Annotated in this window: 17 protein-coding genes; 12 read left to right on the plus strand and 5 right to left on the minus strand. The window is 71.9% G+C overall.

Features of this window, described 5'->3' with window-relative positions; all coding sequences use genetic code 11:
• Positions 1–34 precede the first annotated feature (34 nt).
• Together ACRYCC_RS05820 and ACRYCC_RS05825 are read left to right on the plus strand one after the other, a co-directional pair.
• Positions 35–991 carry a TIGR03564 family F420-dependent LLM class oxidoreductase gene (locus ACRYCC_RS05820; RefSeq protein WP_433809445.1) on the plus strand — a complete coding sequence of 319 codons (957 nt, stop codon included), beginning with the start codon at positions 35–37 and terminating at the stop codon, positions 989–991.
• Positions 988–2040 (plus strand): CaiB/BaiF CoA transferase family protein, encoded by a 1053-nt coding sequence (locus tag ACRYCC_RS05825; RefSeq protein WP_433809446.1) that lies wholly within the window; start codon positions 988–990, stop codon positions 2038–2040. The genes ACRYCC_RS05820 and ACRYCC_RS05825 overlap by 4 nt, the downstream gene beginning before the upstream one ends.
• On the opposite strand, the gene ACRYCC_RS05830 is transcribed toward ACRYCC_RS05825, so the two are convergent.
• Positions 2031–3023 carry a 2Fe-2S iron-sulfur cluster-binding protein gene (locus ACRYCC_RS05830; protein WP_433809447.1) on the minus strand — a complete coding sequence of 331 codons (993 nt, stop codon included), beginning with the start codon at positions 3021–3023 and terminating at the stop codon, positions 2031–2033. The two genes, ACRYCC_RS05825 and ACRYCC_RS05830, sit on opposite strands and share 10 nt — an antisense overlap.
• Positions 3024–3159: 136 nt before the next feature.
• On the opposite strand from ACRYCC_RS05830, the gene ACRYCC_RS05835 reads away from it, so the two are divergent.
• From ACRYCC_RS05835 to ACRYCC_RS05865, 7 genes are all read left to right on the plus strand, one after another.
• On the plus strand, positions 3160–4563 hold the full coding sequence (locus ACRYCC_RS05835) for a class I adenylate-forming enzyme family protein (protein WP_433809448.1): 1404 nt from the start codon (positions 3160–3162) through the stop codon (positions 4561–4563).
• Positions 4541–5446, plus strand: coding sequence for an acyl-CoA dehydrogenase family protein (locus ACRYCC_RS05840; RefSeq protein ID WP_433809449.1), 906 nt, complete (start codon positions 4541–4543; stop codon positions 5444–5446). The genes ACRYCC_RS05835 and ACRYCC_RS05840 overlap by 23 nt, the downstream gene beginning before the upstream one ends.
• A complete protein-coding gene (locus ACRYCC_RS05845; RefSeq protein WP_433809450.1) occupies positions 5433–6521 on the plus strand; it encodes an acyl-CoA dehydrogenase family protein in 1089 nt (362 codons plus the stop codon). The genes ACRYCC_RS05840 and ACRYCC_RS05845 overlap by 14 nt, the downstream gene beginning before the upstream one ends.
• 1 nt (position 6522) lies before the next feature.
• Positions 6523–7305 carry an enoyl-CoA hydratase/isomerase family protein gene (locus tag ACRYCC_RS05850; RefSeq protein WP_433809451.1) on the plus strand — a complete coding sequence of 261 codons (783 nt, stop codon included), beginning with the start codon at positions 6523–6525 and terminating at the stop codon, positions 7303–7305.
• Between the two features lie 66 nt (positions 7306–7371).
• Positions 7372–8673 carry an acyl-CoA dehydrogenase family protein gene (locus ACRYCC_RS05855; RefSeq protein WP_433809452.1) on the plus strand — a complete coding sequence of 434 codons (1302 nt, stop codon included), beginning with the start codon at positions 7372–7374 and terminating at the stop codon, positions 8671–8673.
• Positions 8670–9719, plus strand: a complete 1050-nt coding sequence (locus tag ACRYCC_RS05860) for a phosphotransferase family protein (protein ID WP_433809453.1) — start codon at positions 8670–8672, stop codon at positions 9717–9719. Before ACRYCC_RS05855 ends, ACRYCC_RS05860 begins: the two co-directional genes overlap by 4 nt.
• Entirely contained in the window at positions 9716–10693 is a 978-nt protein-coding gene (locus ACRYCC_RS05865) for an NADPH:quinone oxidoreductase family protein (protein ID WP_433809454.1), read from the plus strand. The genes ACRYCC_RS05860 and ACRYCC_RS05865 overlap by 4 nt, the downstream gene beginning before the upstream one ends.
• A 79-nt stretch (positions 10694–10772) precedes the next feature.
• Here ACRYCC_RS05865 and ACRYCC_RS05870 read toward each other — a convergent pair whose 3' ends face one another.
• Positions 10773–11513, minus strand: coding sequence for an SDR family NAD(P)-dependent oxidoreductase (locus ACRYCC_RS05870; protein ID WP_433809455.1), 741 nt, complete (start codon positions 11511–11513; stop codon positions 10773–10775).
• Entirely contained in the window at positions 11510–12277 is a 768-nt protein-coding gene (locus ACRYCC_RS05875) for an SDR family NAD(P)-dependent oxidoreductase (RefSeq protein WP_433809456.1), read from the minus strand. Before ACRYCC_RS05875 ends, ACRYCC_RS05870 begins: the two co-directional genes overlap by 4 nt.
• 54 nt (positions 12278–12331) lie before the next feature.
• Here ACRYCC_RS05875 and ACRYCC_RS05880 point away from each other — a divergent pair, with 54 nt between their 5' ends.
• The 3 genes from ACRYCC_RS05880 (at position 12332) to meaB (ending at position 15909) form a co-directional block, all read left to right on the plus strand.
• Positions 12332–13786 carry a class I adenylate-forming enzyme family protein gene (locus tag ACRYCC_RS05880; RefSeq protein WP_433809457.1) on the plus strand — a complete coding sequence of 485 codons (1455 nt, stop codon included), beginning with the start codon at positions 12332–12334 and terminating at the stop codon, positions 13784–13786.
• Entirely contained in the window at positions 13779–14921 is a 1143-nt protein-coding gene (locus tag ACRYCC_RS05885; RefSeq protein ID WP_433809458.1) for a thiolase family protein, read from the plus strand. The genes ACRYCC_RS05880 and ACRYCC_RS05885 overlap by 8 nt, the downstream gene beginning before the upstream one ends.
• 109 nt (positions 14922–15030) lie before the next feature.
• Positions 15031–15909 (plus strand): methylmalonyl Co-A mutase-associated GTPase MeaB, encoded by an 879-nt coding sequence (gene meaB / locus ACRYCC_RS05890; RefSeq protein WP_433809459.1) that lies wholly within the window; start codon positions 15031–15033, stop codon positions 15907–15909.
• Positions 15910–15934: 25 nt separating this feature from the next.
• Here the strand turns inward: meaB and ACRYCC_RS05895 are convergent, their stop codons facing one another.
• Both ACRYCC_RS05895 and ACRYCC_RS05900 read right to left on the minus strand, forming a co-directional pair.
• Positions 15935–16138: a hypothetical protein gene (locus tag ACRYCC_RS05895; RefSeq protein WP_433809460.1), complete on the minus strand. Its 204-nt coding sequence runs from the start codon at positions 16136–16138 to the stop codon at positions 15935–15937.
• A 47-nt stretch (positions 16139–16185) separates the two neighbouring features.
• Positions 16186–16863: a TetR/AcrR family transcriptional regulator gene (locus ACRYCC_RS05900; RefSeq protein WP_433809461.1), complete on the minus strand. Its 678-nt coding sequence runs from the start codon at positions 16861–16863 to the stop codon at positions 16186–16188.
• Between the last annotated feature and the right edge of the window lie 81 nt (positions 16864–16944).

A 16944-nucleotide genomic window follows, 5' to 3' on the forward strand; every position in this document is an offset into this window, starting at 1 on the left:
TCCTACTGAACCGGATCTTCAACTTGGAGGCATCATGCGGGTCGGAGTGATGATCGGGCCGGAGCGGGGCGACTCGGCGCGGAAGGTCGCGCGGATGATCGAGGACGTGGAGTGGGCCGATTCCGCGGGCCTGAGCACGGCGTGGGTGCCGCAGATTCCGACGGAGCTCGACGCGCTGGTGGCGGTGGCCCTGATGGGGGCGCGCACGGCGCGGATCGAGCTGGGGACCGCGGTGGTGCCGCTCCAGGCGCAGCATCCGATCGCGCTGGCGCGGCAGGCGCTGTCCGCGCAGGCCGCCGCGGGCGGCCGGCTGGCACTGGGCGTCGGGCCCTCGCACCACTGGATCGTGCGGGACATGCTCGGGCTCCCCTACGAGCGGCCGGCCGGGTACACCCGCGACTACCTGGAGGTCCTGGACGTCGCGCTGCGCGGACCGGGGCCGGTCGACGTCGAGAACACGACGTTCACGGTGCACAACCCGATGGACCTCGGCCCCGTCGCCCCGCTGCCGGTGCTGGTCGCCGCGCTCGGCCCGGTCATGCTGTCGCTCGCGGGTGAGCGGGCCGACGGGACCGTGCTGTGGATGGCCGACGAGCGGGCGGTCGCCGACCATGTCCTGCCGCGCATCACCAAGGCGGCCGACGGCGCGGGACGACCGGCTCCGCGCGTGGTCGCGGGCATCCCGGTCTGCCTGTGCCGGCCGTCGGAGGTCGAGGCGGCGCGGGAGCGCGCCAACCGGATCCTCGGCGAGGCGGAGATCTCTCCCAACTACCAGCGGTTGCTGGAGTACGGAGACGCCCGGGACGTCGGTGACCTGTGCGCGGCGGGCGACGAGGCGGCCATCGCGGCGCGGTTCCGGCGGTTCGCCGATGCCGGGGTCACCGATCTGTCGGTGCGGTTGCTGCCGCTCGGCGACGGCCGGGACGAACTGATCGCCTCCAAACTCCGCACCCGAGAGATGATCGCCGAGCTCGCGGCGGAGCTGAGATGACCGGTGGGCCGCTCACGGGCATCCGCGTCCTCGAGGTCGGCCACATGCTGGCGGGCCCGTACGCGACCATGATGCTCGCCGATCTCGGCGCCGAGGTCACCAAGATCGAGCCACCGGGCGGGGACATCTCACGGCAGGTGGGCGACTCCTACTTCGCCAGCCTGAACCGGGGCAAGCGCAGTGTCCGCCTCGACCTGACCTCCGAGGCGGGCCGGCTCCGCCTGGGCGAGCTCGCCGCCGGAGCGCACGCGCTGCTGGTCAACCTGAAACCGTCGGCGATCCACCGGCTCGGGCTCACCTACGACGCCCTGCGGCGGTGGAACGAGCGGATCGTGTGCGTGGCGCTCACCGGCTTCGGCCTGGCGGCAGGCGACGATCCGGCCTTCGACTACGTCGTCCAGGCGGCCACCGGGGTCGCCGCGCTCACCGGCGACCCCGCGGGTCCGCCGACACTGCCGGGGTACTCCTCGGCCGACAACTCCGCCGGCCTCACCGCCGCACTCGGCCTGCTCGCCCAGATCGTCTCGGGGCGCGGCGGGCAGGTGGAGGTCTCGCTGCGGGACGTGATGCTGTCCCAGCTCAACTACCGGGCATCGGCCTACCTCAACGACGGGACGGAGCCGCAGCGCCTGCCCAACGGTGCGCACTCCTACTACGTACCGGCTCAGCTCTTTCCGACGGCGAAGGGGTATCTGGCGCTGTTCGTCACGCACGACGGCTTCTGGAAGTCCTTCGCCGCCGAGGCGGGGGTCGAGGGCTTCCCGACCATGGCCGAGCGCGCGGCGCGGCGCGAGGAGGTACTGGCCGCCGTGACCAAGGCACTGGCCGCCGACACCGCCATGGCCTGGGAGTCCCGGCTGCGTCCGCTGGGCGTCCCGGCGGCGGCCGTGCGGACGCTGCCGGAGGCACTGGCGGCGACCCCGGAGATGATCGTGACCGCCGGTGGCCACCGCCTGGTCGGCAGCCCCGTCCGGGTCGCGGGACACGTCCCCGAGTACCGGCCGCCGCCCCGCCTGGGCGAGCACGACGGCCTGCCCGATCACTCGTAGCGGACCGTCACCGTCGGCGTCTCCGGCACGCTCTGGCAGGTCAGGACGTACCCCTCGGCGACCTCCTCCTCGGTCAGGACGTCGTTGACCCGCATCTTCACGGCGCCCTCGGTCAGCCTGGCGATGCAGGTGGCGCAGTTGCCCGCCTCGCAGGAGAACGGCGGCGCGAGGCCCGCCCGGCGGGCGCTCTCCAGAAGGGTCTCGCCGGCGTGCGGGGGCACCGACACCCGCCTGTTGCCGAGCACGATGGTGATCTCGCCCTCGAGTTCGGGGCCGGGATCGGCCACGGGCGTGGGCGTGACGCCGAACCGCTCGACGAACACCCGGCCCGGTCCGGGCAGCGCGGCCTCCACGATGTCCATGAAGGGCTCCGGCCCGCACACGTAGCAGTCCGCGTCGCCGTCCGGCCCGACGAACTCCCGGACGGCCGCCGGGCCGACCAGGCCCTGTTCCACGTCGAGATGGCGGAGCACCGAGAGCCGGCCGGGATACCGCCGGGCCAGCTCGCCGAGGGCCGAGTCGAAGAGCATGGATTCCCGGTCCCGGTCCGCGCACAGCAACCGCACCGCGCGCCCGGTGGTCGCCAGCGCGCTCTTGGCCAGCGAGAGCAGCGGGGTGATCCCGCTGCCGCCACAGAACCCCAGCAACGGCACCCGGGTCTCGCGCAGGCAGAAGACCCCCGCGGGCCGGGTCAGCTCGACCTCGTCGCCCTCCGCGACGTGCTCGTGCAGCCAGTTCGAGACCCGGCCGCCCGGCACCCGCTTCACCGTCGTCATCAGCTCCGCATCGGTCTCCGGGGCGCTCGACATCGAGTAGGAGCGCAGCAGTTCCATGCCGTCCACGCGGACGCGGAACGTGCAGAACTGCCCGGCCCGGTAACTGAACGGCCCCTCATGCGGAGCGAGCACGAAGGTCCGTGCGTCGGCGTTCTCCCGCACGATCCGCGTGACGGTCGCGCGCTGGAACAGAGGGGGTCTCGGCATGGACGGCTCCTTCTGATATTAAGATTCTGATAGCATGAGAATACTATTCTCATTCACGAGGTGGGAGCCTCTCAATGTCGTGCAGCACGCATCGGACGGGCCCCGGGTCCTCCCCGAGGACCGCGGGGGACAGGGCATGAGCGAGCGCGCCGCGCTCGTCTTCGAGGAGCGGGAATACAGCCTGGCGGAGCTGGAGGCGCTGGCCGACGGGCTGGCCGGGACGCTGGCGCGACGAGGGGTGCGGGCGGGTGAGCGCGTCGCGCTCATGGCGTCCAACCGCCCGGAGTTCGTGGTCGCGGTGCGGGCGATCTGGCGGCTGGGCGCGGCGGTCGTGCTGTTCAGCCCGGCCTGGAAGCGGGGCGAGGCCGAGTACGCCCTGGCGATCACGGAGCCGGCGCACGCCGTGGGCGACCATCCGGTGCTGGCCGAGCTGATGCCGATGCTGCACCTGGACGAGCCGGTCACGCCCGGGGGCGGCCCGTTTCCCGACCCCGATCCGGGTGCGGACGCCGTGCTGGTGTTCAGCTCGGGCACGACGGGGTTGCCGAAGGCCGTCCGGCACACGCACGCGTCGTTCGGCGCCGCCGTACGGCACTGGCGGGACGCGCTGGAGCTGACGGCCCGGGACCGGATTCAGATCGCGACGCCGCCCTCGCACATCCTCGGCCTGCTCAACATCGTCACGGCGCTGGAGACGGGGGCCTGGTCGCGGCTGCACCGCCGGTTCGACCTCGACCGGCTGCTCCACCACATCGAGACCGACCGGATCACGGTGGAGATGGCCGTCGCGCCGATCGCGCTGGCACTGGCGTCCCACCCGAAGCTCGAATCGTACGATCTCTCGTCGCTGCGCTTCATCATGTGGGGCGCGACGCCGGTGACGCGGAGCGTCGCCGAGACCGTCACCCGGCGGACCGGGGTCGGCTGGGTGCCCGCCTACGGGGCCAGCGAACTGCCCGTCATCGCCTGCAACCCGCTCGACCGGGCACGGCTCGACAGCGCCGGACGCCCGGTGCCTGGCGTGCGCCTGCGGGTGGTGTCGCTGGAGACCGGGGAGCCGGTCGGGCCGGGTGAGACCGGGGAGATCCAGGCGCGGTCGGAGTCGCTGATGGCCGGCTACCTGCCGGCCGAGGCGACGGCGGAGGCCTTCTGCGACGGCTGGTACCGGACCGGCGACGTCGGCGACCTCGACGCGCACGGGTGGCTGCGGCTCACCGACCGGTCCAAGGAAATGATCAAAGTGCGGGCGTTCCAGGTGGCGCCCGCCGAGGTCGAGGCAGTCCTGCACGGTCACCCGGCCGTCGCCGACTGCGCGGTCTTCGGAATCCCCGACGACGAGGACGGGGAGGCGGTCGTCGCGGCCGTGGCGACGTCCGGCCCGGTCGAGCCCGCGGAGCTCATCGCGCTGGTCGGAGAACGGCTGGCCTCCTACAAGCGGCCGAGCCGGGTGGTCCTCGTGCCCGAGATCCCTCGCCTGCCCTCCGGCAAGGTGCTGCGCCGAGTCCTGAAGGAGCGCCATGGACGCACGTCTGACACGTGAACAGCGGGAACTGCGTGACGCGGCAGCCCGGCTGGCCGACGATCTCGGCCCCGGCTCCGTACACGAGCTGGCCGACGACGACCGGGTCGCACGGCTGGAGAAGGCGGTCGCCGCGACCGGCTGGCGGACCCTGCGCTCCGACGGGGCGTCCGGGGTGGAGGTCGCCATCGTCGTCGAGGAGTTCGGCCGGGGCCTGGTCGACGTTCCCTTCCTCGGCCCCGTGCTCGCCGACGGCCTGCGCGGGGACGACGCCGACGGTGCCCGGCCCTGGACGATCGCGGTGGACGCCGAGGCGACGGACGCCCGGGGCGTCAAGAACGTCCTGACGCTCAGCGGGAACCGGATCCTGGCCGGCCGGGTCGGGGCTCTGGTCCCCGGAGCCGACCTGACCAGGAGGAACGCCGGCGTACTCGGCCCGCTCGAACCGGTCGGCGAGCTGTCTGCGGAATCGGCGGGGCGGTGGCGGGCGCTGGCGCTGGTCGTGACGTGCGCGGATCTGGTGGGGGCGGCCCGTGGCGCGCACGCGATGGCCCGCGACTACGCCAACGTCCGCGAGCAGTACGGGAAGACGATCGGGTCGTACCAGGCCGTGGCCCATCCGCTGGCCGAAGGTCTCGCCCTGATCGAGGGCTCGGTGAGCGTCCTGCGGCACGCGGCCTGGGCCGTCGACGCCCTGACCCCGGCGGAGGCGATCCAGGCCGCCCGGATCGCGAAGCTCTACTGCGCGCGCGCCGCCCGGACCATCTGTGAGACGGCCGTGCAGGTGCACGGCGGTATCGGCAACACCTGGGAGTGCCTCGTCCACGTGTACCTGCGGCGTGCGCTGGCCTCCACCGACCTGTTCCCCGTGCGGCTGGAGGAGATCGATCTTGGACTTTCGTGACTCACCGGCGGAGGCGGCGTTCCGGGACCGGCTGCGGACCTGGCTGGCCGAGCGGGCCGGAACGTTCCCGACCTCGGGAGAGGACTACTGGAGACGGCAGGGCGAATGGCACCGGGCGCTCTACACGGCCGGATTCTTCGGCCTGTCGTGGCCCCGGAAGTACGGCGGGCGGGAGCTGCCGCCCGTCTACGACGTCATCCTCGACGAGGAACTCGCGAGCTCGGGCGCACCGCCCCGGCCCAGCCTCGGCTACCTGGTCCAGGGGCTGGGCAGACATGGCAGCGAGGAGCTCCGGCGCCGGTTCCTCCCCGGCATGATCGCCGGGGACGAGCGCTGGTGCCAGGGGTTCAGCGAACCCGGAGCCGGCTCGGACCTCGCCTCCCTGACGACGACCGCCACCCGTGACGGCGACGCCTACGTCCTGACCGGCCACAAGGTCTGGACGAGCTACTCCGACGTCGCCGACTGGTGCCTCGTGCTGGCCCGTACCGACCCGGACGTGCCCCGCCACCGGGGCCTGTCGGCGTTCGTCGTGTCGATGCGCGAACCGGGCATCGAGCAGCGTCCGCTCCGGATGATGAACGGGGTGACCAACGAGTTCGGCCAGGTCCTCTTCGACGGGGTGCGGGTGCCGGCGGATCAGATGGTCGGCGAACCGGGCGAGGGCTGGGCGCTGGCGATGACGGTCGTCGGCCACGAACGCGAACCCGCCGAGCTGGGCTACTCGGCCCGGTACGGCAAGCTCGTCCGCGATCTGGCGGCCAGGACGGGAGGGACCGCGTCCGACGAGCTCGCCTGGGCGGCGGTGCAGACCGAGATGCTCCGGCTGCACGTGCGGCGACGGCTGTCCGAACGGCTCGACGGGGTCGCGCACGGGCCCGAGGGCTCGCTGGACAAGCTGCTCATGACCTGGGTCGAGCAGTCGGTCGGGCACGCGGCGCTGGCCGTGGGCGGGACGCGCGACCCCGAACTGCTGAGCGCCTACCTCTACAGCCGCGCCCAGAGCGTCATGGGCGGTACGTCGCAGATCCAGAAGAACATCATCGCCTCGCGGATCCTCGGACTGGGAGCCTGACATGTACGACCTGCCGCAGGAGATCGACGTCTGTGAGGACGGTCCGCTGAGGATCATCACCTTGAACCGGCCCGAGGCGCTCAACGCCGTCAACGAGCCTCTGCACACCGGGCTGGCGCGGCTGTGGCCGCGGCTGAGCGAGGACCGGGAGGCGCGCGCCGCGGTGCTCACGGGAAACGGCAAGGCGTTCTCGGCGGGCGGTGACTTCGCCTACCTGGACGAGTTGCGGCGCGACGCCGGCCTGCGCGCCCGGACCATCGCGCACGGCCGCGACCTGGTCCTGGGCATGGCACGCTGCCGCGTCCCCGTGGTCGCGGCCGTCAACGGCCCGGCCGTCGGCCTGGGCTGCAGCCTGGTCGCGCTCAGCGACCTCGTCTACATGGCCGAGACCGCCTATCTCGCCGACCCTCACGTGCAGGTCGGCCTCGTCGCGGCCGATGGCGGCCCGCTCACCTGGCCCCTGCACACCAGCCTGCTCATCGCCAAGGAGTACGCGCTCACCGGGGCGCGCATCCCGGCCGACCGCGCCGTCGCGTTCGGGCTGGCCAACCATGTCGCCGCCGATCCGCTGGCCGAGGCCCTGGCGTGCGCGAAACGGATCGCCGGGCTGCCGCGGCAGGCGGTCGAGAGCACCAAACGGCTGCTCAACCTGCACCTCGAACGAGCCGTCCTCGCCACCCTCGACTTCGCCACGACCGCGGAGGACCAGTCGTTCCAGACCGACGACTTCCGCTCCATCGTCGGGAGGCTCACCGCCGGGGCCGGACCCGGGACCGGGGAATGAGACTCTGACTTTCGCTAGCGAGAATTGTATTCTCGCGCAGTTCGTCCCCAGGCAAGGAGGCCTTTCGTGGCGTGGGATTTCCAGACCGACCCCGAGTTCGCGGAGCGGCTGGCGTGGATCCGCCGGTTCACCACCGAGAACGTCCACCCGCTCGACCTGGTGTATCCGGGGCGGGCCTACCACCCGCTGGACGAGGAGCTCGCCCCGCTGGTCCAGCCGCTGAAGCAGCGGGTGAAGGACGCCGGCCTCTGGGCCGCGCACCTCGGCCCCGAGCTGGGCGGGCAGGGGTTCGGCCAGGTCAAGCTGGCCCTCATCAACGAGATACTCGGGTCTTCGAGCTGGGCGCCGATCATCTTCGGCACCGCGGCACCCGACACCGGCAACGCCGAGATCATCGCTCACTACGGCACCCCTGAGCAGCGGGAGCGCTACCTGACCCCGCTGCTGGAGGGCGAGTGCTTCTCCTGCTTCTCCATGACCGAACCGCACGCCGGTTCCGATCCGGCACTGTTCACCACGCGGGCCGTGCGCGACGGCGACGGCTGGGTGATCACCGGCCGGAAGTTCTTCTCCTCCAACGCCAGGACGTCGCGCTTCGTCATCGTCATGGCCGTCACCGACCCCGAGGTGAACGCCTACCAGGGCATGTCGATGTTCCTGGTCCCCTCCGACACCCCGGGAATCCGGATCGAACGACACCTCGGCATCATGGGCGAGAGCGAGGAGGAGGGCATGCACGCCCTCATCCGCTACGACGACGTCCGGGTCCCGGGCGACGCGTTGCTCGGCGGCGAGGGCCAGGCCTTCGCCATCGCCCAGACCCGGCTGGGCGGAGGCAGGGTCCACCACGCCATGCGGGTGGTCGGCCAGTGCCAGTGGGCGCTCGACATGATGTGCGAACGCGCCCTGTCCCGCGAGACCCGCCAGGGCGTCCTCGGCGACAAGCAACTCGTCCAGGCCGCGATCGCCGAGTCCTACGCCCAGCTCGAGCAGTTCCGGCTGCTGGTCCTGCGGACCGCCTGGAAGATCGACGAATACCGCGACTACCGGCGCGTCCGCAAGGACATCGCCGCCATCAAACTGCTCACCCCCCAGGTCCTGCACGACATCGTCCACCGCTCCATGCACCTGCACGGCGCGCTGGGCGTCTCGAACGAAATGCCCTTCGGTGATCTGTGGCGGGCCGCCGCCGTCATGGCCGTCGTCGACGGGCCGACCGAGGTCCACCAGGTGACGGTCGCCCGCGAGGTCCTCAAGGAACACAGCGCCGCCCCCGGCCTCTGGCCGACCGAGCACCTGCCGGCCCGCCGCGCGTGGGCCCGCGAACGCATCGCCGCGCTACTGGAACACGAGGTGACCAGCTCATGACCGATACCGCCCCGACCTCCACCGCCCTGATCGATCCGGTGCGGCTGGCCCGCTGGATGGATGCCGAGAAGCTGGCCGGGCAGGGTGAGGTTCCCGAGCTGCGGTACATCTCCGGAGGAACGTCCAACGAGATATTCGAGGTGCTGCGCGGCGGCGAGCGGATGGTCCTCCGCCGGCCCCCGCGTATCGTCCCCCCGGGCCGGGACAAGACGATGCTCCGCGAGTACCGCGTCCTCACCGCGCTCAACGGCACCGACGTCCCGCATCCCGAGGCGATCGCCGCCTGCGACGACCCCGAGGTGATGGGCGCGTCCTTCTATCTCATGAACTACGTCGACGGCTGGTCGCCGATGGGGATCGAGAAGTGGCCCGAGCCCTTCGGGACCGACCTGGAGGCCAGGGCCGGCCTCGCCTACCAGCTCGTGGACGGTATCGCCAAGCTCGGCTCGGTCGACTGGAAGGCGCGGGGGCTGGAGGGCTTCGGAAAGCCCGACGGCTTCCACGACCGGCAGGTCGACCGCTGGCTGAGCCATCTCGCCGCGTTCCGGTTCCGGGAGCTACCCGGCCTGGAGGAGGCCGCCGCCTGGCTGCGCGGCCACCGCCCCCGGGCCTGGACGCCCGGCATCATCCACGGCGACTACCAGTTCGCCAACGTCATGTTCGAGCACGGTGGTCCCGCCCGCCTCGCCGCCATCGTCGACTTCGAGATGGCCACGGTCGGCGATCCGCTGCTCGACCTCGCCTGGGTCGTCATGGGCTGGCCCAACGCCGACGAGGACCGCACGCGCGCGGGCTACGTCGACTACCACGGCATGCCCGACCGCGAGGATCTGCTCGAGTACTACGCGCGGGTCAGCGGCCGCCCGGTCGACGAGATCGACTACTACGTCGTGCTCGCCCGCTTCAAGATGGCCATCGTCCTGGAGGGCGGCTACGCCCGGTTCGTGCGCGGTGAGGCCGACAACCAGAAGATGGCCTACTACGGCGACGTGGTCCTCGACATGGCGCGCCAAGCCGCCGGCCTGGCCGCCACCACCAAGCTGTGAGGGCCCTGCGCTGCACGGTGCACGGCTCCCTGGACGACCTGACGGTGCAGGACGTGCCCGAGCCGGACGCCGGCCCCGGACAGGTCGTCGTGGAGGTGCGCGCCGCCGCGGTGAACTTCGCCGACATCCTCGTCGTCCAGGGGGCCTACCAGGTCGCCGCGCCGGTGCCCTTCACCCCCGGCAGCGAGTTCGCCGGCCGGATCGTCGAGGCAGGGCCCGGCGTCGCGGGGTTCGCGCCCGGCGACGCGGTGTCGGGTTCGGTGTTCGTCGGGGCCTTCGCCGAACGGGTCGTCGTGCCCGCGACCAGCCTGACCGCGCTGCCGCCCGACGCCGATCTCCTGGCCGCCGCCGCGTCCGGCGTCTCCCACGCCACCGCCCACCACGCACTCACCCTCGTCGCGGGGCTCCGGGCGGGGGAGACGCTGGCGGTCCTCGGCGCGGCCGGCGGGGTGGGCCTGGCGGCCGTGGAACTGGGACATCTGCTCGGCGCGCGCGTGATCGCCGTCGCCTCCTCCGCGGCCAAACGCGACCTGTGCCTGACCAGGGGAGCCGACGTGGTGCTGCCCTATGACGGACTCAAGCGGCGCCTCGCCGAGGCCGGTGGGGCGGACGTCGTTCTCGACCCCGTCGGCGGTGACCACGCCGAACCGGCACTGCGCGCGCTGCGCTGGGGCGGCCGCTATGTGACCGTCGGCTTCGCCGCGGGACACATCCCGAGCATTCCGCTCAACCTGGTGATGCTCAAGGGCGTCACCGTGCACGGCTTCGACCTGGGCGGCTGGGCCCGGCACGATCGCGACGCCCTCCTGCGAGGCCGGGCCGAGCTGGCCGGTCTCTTCCTGACGGGAGCGCTGAAGCCGCATGTCCACGCCGTCCATCCGCTGGAGGAGGCGGCGGTCGCGCTGGCGGCCGTGGCCGAGCGGACCTCCGTCGGCAAGGTCCTCATCGTCCCCCGGGGCTCGGACGGTCCTTAGCCGTACCGGTTGATGCGGCCGAGGTCCCGGGAGCACCGGCCCCCGGGACCGCGGCCTTCGGTGCGGTACGGTCCCCGCCTCAGCAGAGCGACTCGGAGCGCTGGACGGTGCCGGTGATGCCGGCCGCGTCCTGCCCGGCCAGCAGCACGGCGGCCCTCGCCATCGCCTCCGGAGGCTCGACCATCTCCGGGGGGATCTCCTGGCCGCCGCCCGCGAGCCAGCCCTCGGTGCGGACGACCCGGGACGGGGCGAGGCAGTTCACCGCGATGTTGTCCGGCCTCAGCTCGGTCGCCAGGCCGAGGTAGAGGCGTTCGACGCCCGCCTTGGAGACCCAGTAGGCGTTGGCGCCCCGGTCGGTCATCGCGACGCCTCCGGTCGTCACGGCCACGAGCGAGCCACCACCACGCGCCCTGACATGGGGGAGAACGGCCCTGGTCACAAGGAACACCCCGGTCAGATTGACGTCCAGGCAGAGCTGCCACCGCTTGAGCGGGGTGGTCTCGATCGGGCCGAGCCAGAGGACCCCGGCATTGGCGATCAGGATGTCGATTCCGCCGAACTCGGCGACCGTCGCGGCCACCGCCGCCTCGACCGACTGCTCGGCGGTGACGTCGCAGGGCACGGCCAGCGCGTTGCCACCCGACGCGAGGATCCGGTCGGCGACCGCATGGATGGTCCCCGGCAGCCGTCCCTCACGCTCCGAGCGCGCGGCGACCGCGACCGCCGCCCCCGCCTCCGCCAGCGCCATCGCGACCGTCCGGCCGATGCCCCGGCTGGCACCGGCCACGAACGCGACCTTCCCCTCGAGCGAGCGGCTCATTTGGGTGGGAATCGGAGGGCGGCGTCGAGGCGGATGGTTTCGCCGTTGAGGTAGTCGTTTTCGCAGATGTGGTGGGCGAGGGCGGCGTATTCGGGTGAGTGTCCCATGCGTTTGGGGTGGGGGATTTTGGGGGCCCAGAAGGCTTGGAGTTGGTCGCCTGCGGTGCCGTAGGCGGGGGTGAGGAAGGTGCCGGGGGCGATGGTGACGACGCGGATGCCGAGGGGGGATAGGTCGCGGGCGGCGACGAGGGTCATGGCGAGGACGCCGCCTTTGGCGGCGGCGTAGGGGAGTTGGCCGATTTGGCCTTCGTAGGCGGCGATGGAGGCGGTGTTGATGATGACGCCTCTGTTGCCGTCGTCGTCGGTGGGTTGTTGTCGGCCGATGGCGGCGGCGGTCAGGCGCATGATGTTGAAGACGGCGGTGAGGTAGTACTCGATGGTCTGGCGGAATCCGGCGAGGTCGAGGGGTTGGCCGTCTTTGCCGACGAGTCGCCCTCCGGTGGCGGGTCCGCCGTGGGTGTCGATCGAGATCCGCAGCGGGCCTGCGGCCTCTGCTTCGGCGATGGCTGTTTGGACGGAGTCTTCGTCGGTGGCGTCGGTGCGTACGTAGCGGACGCCCAGCTCCTCCTCCAGGGCCTTGCCCTTGTCATCGGCGAGGTCGGCGACCACGACCTTGGCCCCGGCCGCGTGGAGACGGCGCACGGTGGCCTCTCCCAGCCCACCGGCCCCACCGACCACGATGGCTGAGCTCCCACTGATCTGCATCAATGTTATCCTCTCTTGCAAGTATGGCTTCTGGTTTGGGAGAATATCATTCTCATGAACATAGTCATGATCCTGGAAATGGCGGCCTCGGCCGGTGACCGGGCGGTGGTGACGGCCGGCGGTCGTTCGCTGACCGCCTCCGAGCTCATGTCCCTCGCCCAGACCGCCGCCGGACGATTCCGGAAGTACCCGGCGGTTCTCTACCTGGGCGCCAACCATCTCGCCTATCCCGTCGCCCTCTTCGGAGCGGCGCTGGCAGGCGTCCCCTTCGTCCCTCTCAACTACCGGCTCGGTGAACAGCAGCTGAGCAGCCTGCAGGACCGCCACCCGGGCGCCCTCGTCCTGCGCCCCTCCGACCTCGACGCACTCCTCGAACCGGCGGACCAGCCGTCCCAGGGTCCCCTCGGCGGGGAAGGGGAGACGTCCGCCTCAGGCGAGGACCAGGACGCCGTCGCCGTGCTGCTCTACACGAGTGGCACGACCGCCGCCCCGAAGGCGGCCGTCCTGCGGCACCGGCATCTGCTCGCGTACGTGCTGAACACTCTGGAGTTCGCCTCTGCCGAGGAGGGCGACGCGGCGTTGGTGGCGGTGCCGCCGTATCACATCGCCGGGCTGGCGAACCTGCTGACCAATCTCTACACCGGGCGCCGGGTGGTGTATCTGGCGGGGTTCGAGGCGGGTGAGTGGCTGGAGACGGTACGGCGGGAGCGGGTCACGCATGCGTTGCTGGTGCCGACGATGCTGGCGCGGATCGTCGCGCGGGTCGAGGGTGACGACGCCGCCACCCCGACGCTGCGCAGCCTGGCCTACGGCGGTGCGCGCACTCCCCGCCCCGTGCTGGAACGGGCGTTGCAGGTCTTTCCGGGAGCCGGGTTCGTCAACGCCTACGGGCTGACCGAGACGGCGTCGTCGGTCGCGGTGCTGGGGCCAGGAGACCACCGCAAGGCGCTGGAGTCGCAGGACCCGGTGGTGCGGGCCCGGCTGGGGTCGGTGGGGCGGGCGCTGCCGGGGGTGGAATTCCAGATCCGCTCGGACGACGGCCGGCCGCTCGGCCCGGACCGGACCGGGCTGGTCTTCGTGCGGGGTGAGCAGATCTCCGGCGAGTACGGCGGGCACAGTGTCCTGGACGCCGACGGCTGGTTTCCCACCCGCGACCGGGGGCGGCTCGATGCCGAGGGGTACCTGTTCATCGAGGGCCGCGCCGACGACACCATCATCCGCGGCGGGGAGAACATCGCCCCCGCCGAGATCGAGGACGTCCTCCTCGCCCACCCCGGGGTCGTCGAGGCGGCCGTGGTAGGTCTGCCCGATCCCGAATGGGGGCAGCGTGTCGTCGCCGTCCTGGTCGGCGACGGCGACCCGGAGGAGATCCGGCGGTGGGTCAAGGACCGGCTTCGCTCCTCCAAGACCCCCGACACCATCGTGTTCCGCGCCGAGTTGCCCAAGACCGATACCGGAAAGCTGCTACGCCGCGCCCTACTGGCCGAGTTGGAGACCTCGCATGCCTGAAGCCGTCATCGTGTCCGCGCTGCGCACCCCGATCGGCACCGCCGTGAAGGGAACCCTGCGGGATACCACCGCCTACGACCTGGCCCACCACGTGGTCGCCGCCGCCGCGGCCGGACTCGACCCGGCCCTGATCGACCAGGTCATCCTGGGCGAGGGGCACTACGGCGGCGGGGTGCTGGCCCGGCACGCGGCGGTGACGACCGGGTTGACCTCGGTGGCCGGGCTGGCCCACAACCAGCACTGCGCCGCCGGTCAGGCCGCCGTCCAAGGAGCCGCCGCCGGCATCCGCGCGGGTATGGACGAACTCGTCATCGCCGGCGGCGTCAACTCCGCCTCCACCTCCCCCCAGGCCCGGTTCCGGGTGGAGGGGGAGTGGGTGGATCCGTGGGTTCCGCCGACGCATCCGGATCGGCCGGACGCGCCGAACATGGACATGTCGATCACTGTGGGGTGGAACGCGGCCGTCAAGGCAGGTGTGTCGCGGGAGGAGATGGACGCGTGGGCGTTGCGTTCGCATCGCCATGCGGTCCGCGCGATCGATGAGGGGCGCTTCGACGAAGAGGTCGTGCCGATCGAGACGCCGCATGGCACGTTCGCGGTCGACGAGCACCCGCGGCGGAACACGACGCTGGAGAAGCTGGCGTCGTTGAAACCGCTGCATCCCGAGATCGAGGGGTTCAGTATCACCGCGGGCAACGCCTGCGGTGCCAACGACGGCGCGGCCGCCCTGGTGGTGGCCAGCGACCGGCTCGGCCTGCCCGCCCTGGCCACGGTGCGATCCTGGGCGTCGGTGGGCGTCGACCCCGCCGAGACCGGGCTGGCCCCGGTCAAGGCGATCCCCAAGGCTCTGGCCCGCGCCGGGCTGCAGGTCGCCGACGTCGACCTGTTCGAGATCAACGAGGCCTTCGCCGCGATGTGCGTGGCGACCATCGGGCTGTTGGGGCTGGACCCCGACCGGGTGAACGTCAACGGCAGCGGTTGTTCCCTCGGGCACCCCGTGGCCGCGACCGGAGCGCGCATGCTCGTCACCCTCGTCCACCAGCTACGCCGCCAGGGCGGTGGCATCGGCGTCGCCGCGATGTGCGCGGGAGGCGGCATGGGCTCGGCCACCGTCATCGAAGTCCACGCCCCATGACCCGACGCCGCGGCCGCCCGTACGAGGCGACCGTCCCGATCCGGCGTGGCCGCGCCGAGGCGGCCGGCGGCGTCGCACCCGATGGCTGCTTCGTCGACCCGCACGCCCGATGAACGTCGAGGACCTGGTCGCCGCGGCGCGTAACGGATCTCTCCGGGCGGCCGGGCGGCTGCTGAGCCTGGTCGAGGGCGAGGACAGGGAGAAGGTGCTGGCGGCCCTCGACCCGGTTCCGGTCCGGGTGGTCGGCGTGACCGGGCCGCCCGGCGCCGGCAAGTCGACGACCGTCGCGGCGCTCGTCGGCGCGTACCGGGAGCGCGGTCTGCGAGTGGCGGTGCTCGCCGTCGACCCGTCCTCGCCCTACAGCGGCGGTGCGCTGCTCGGCGACCGGATCCGGATGGCCGCGCACACGACCGATTCGGGGGTGCTCATCCGGTCGCTGGCGACCCGCGGTCATCTGGGTGGGCTCGCCGCCGCGGTCCCCGCGGCCGTGCGGCTGCTCTCCGCCCTGTCGTACGACCTGATCCTGCTGGAGACGGTGGGTGTCGGGCAGTCCGAGATCGAGATCGCCGCCGTCGCCGACCCCACGATCGTCATCCTCACCCCGGGGGCGGGCGACGCCGTCCAGGCCGCGAAGGCGGGACTGCTGGAGGTCGCCGACCTCCTGGTCGTCAACAAGGCCGACCGCGACGGCGCCGACCGGACGGTCCGCGACCTGCACACCGAGACCGGCATGCCGATCCTCACCCTTGTCGCCTCACGAGGCGATGGACTGCCCGCCCTGGTCGAGGCGATCGAGGCCCATCACCGGTCCGACACCCTCGCCCGCCGGACGGCCCGCGCCCGTGCCCAGATCCTCTCGCTGGCGCAGACCCGCCTGCGCGCCCATCCCGACCTCGCCCGCCTCGCCGCCGACGTCGCCAACGGTCATGGCGACCCCTACACAGCGGCCGACCTGCTCCTCCGGCCGTCCTCCGGGACCGCCGGTTGACCGTTGTCCAGGTCGCGCGAGCCGGTCAGCGATGCTCCCGGCGCGGATCGGGGAAGGGAAACGGCTCCGGTGGCCGCCCGGGCGGGTACGGCAGGGCTCGTCCGGGTTCGGGAGTGCCGAAGAGAGCGAGGTAGGCGGTCGCGATCTCGGCGAAGAACGCACTGGCACCGAGGGCGGCGAGGGCACGAGTGACGCCGGAGGCGGCGCCCCTCGCGGCGGCAGCGGACATGGCCTCAGTGTAAGGTAATTCTTCCGCTGTGAGAATAGTGTTCTCGACTAGCTGCGGTCGAATCCCATGGCGCAGAAATCCCAGATCTCGTCCGCGGTGATGGGGTGGGCGTGCTCATCGGCGGACGCGCCGTTGGTCTGTGCGATGAACATCACAGTCTGCATCGTCAGGGCCGCCGTGCGCCGCGGCTTGGTGCCTGCGCGCAGCCGGCCGGCGGCCTCGGCCTGGGTCATCAGCTCGGTGAACAGCCGCACCAGGGGCGCATGGGCGATCTTCACCTCGGCGGGGTGCGAGACCAGCAACTGCGGAGCGAAGTCGGTGAAGAGGGGGCGCTGGACCGCGGGGTCGGGCCGGGACAGTTCGAAGAGCAGCTCGACGGCGACCTTGAGCCGGTCCAGGGGATCGGGCTGGCCCGCCGCGGCGGCGCGGATCTGGTCGGCCGCGCGGTTCAGGGCGTCCTCGAACAGGGCGAGCAGCAGCTCGTGCTTGCCGTCGAAGTGCTGGTAGAAGCTGCGCAGCGACTGGTGGGACCGATCGACGATCTCCTGCACGGTGAAGTCCGTGCTGCCCTTCTCCGCGATGATCGCCTGGGCGGCGTCCAGGAACCGCTCCACCCTCTGCTCGGCGCGGAGTTTCGCGGCCTTGGTGGAGCGCTCGACCGCGCGCTGCTTCCACGCCGGCTCGGTGCTGGGGATGCTCACGGGCGAATCAGTCTTCTGCGCCATGTGTAAAACCTTACTGCACGGTATTGGTAGGGCACCTTTGCTCCGATCGGCCGGTGTCGACGCAGGGTAGCGAGACTCTTA

Source organism: Actinomadura scrupuli (genome assembly GCF_050971785.1).
Lineage (GTDB): Bacteria > Actinomycetota > Actinomycetes > Streptosporangiales > Streptosporangiaceae > Actinomadura_E > Actinomadura_E scrupuli.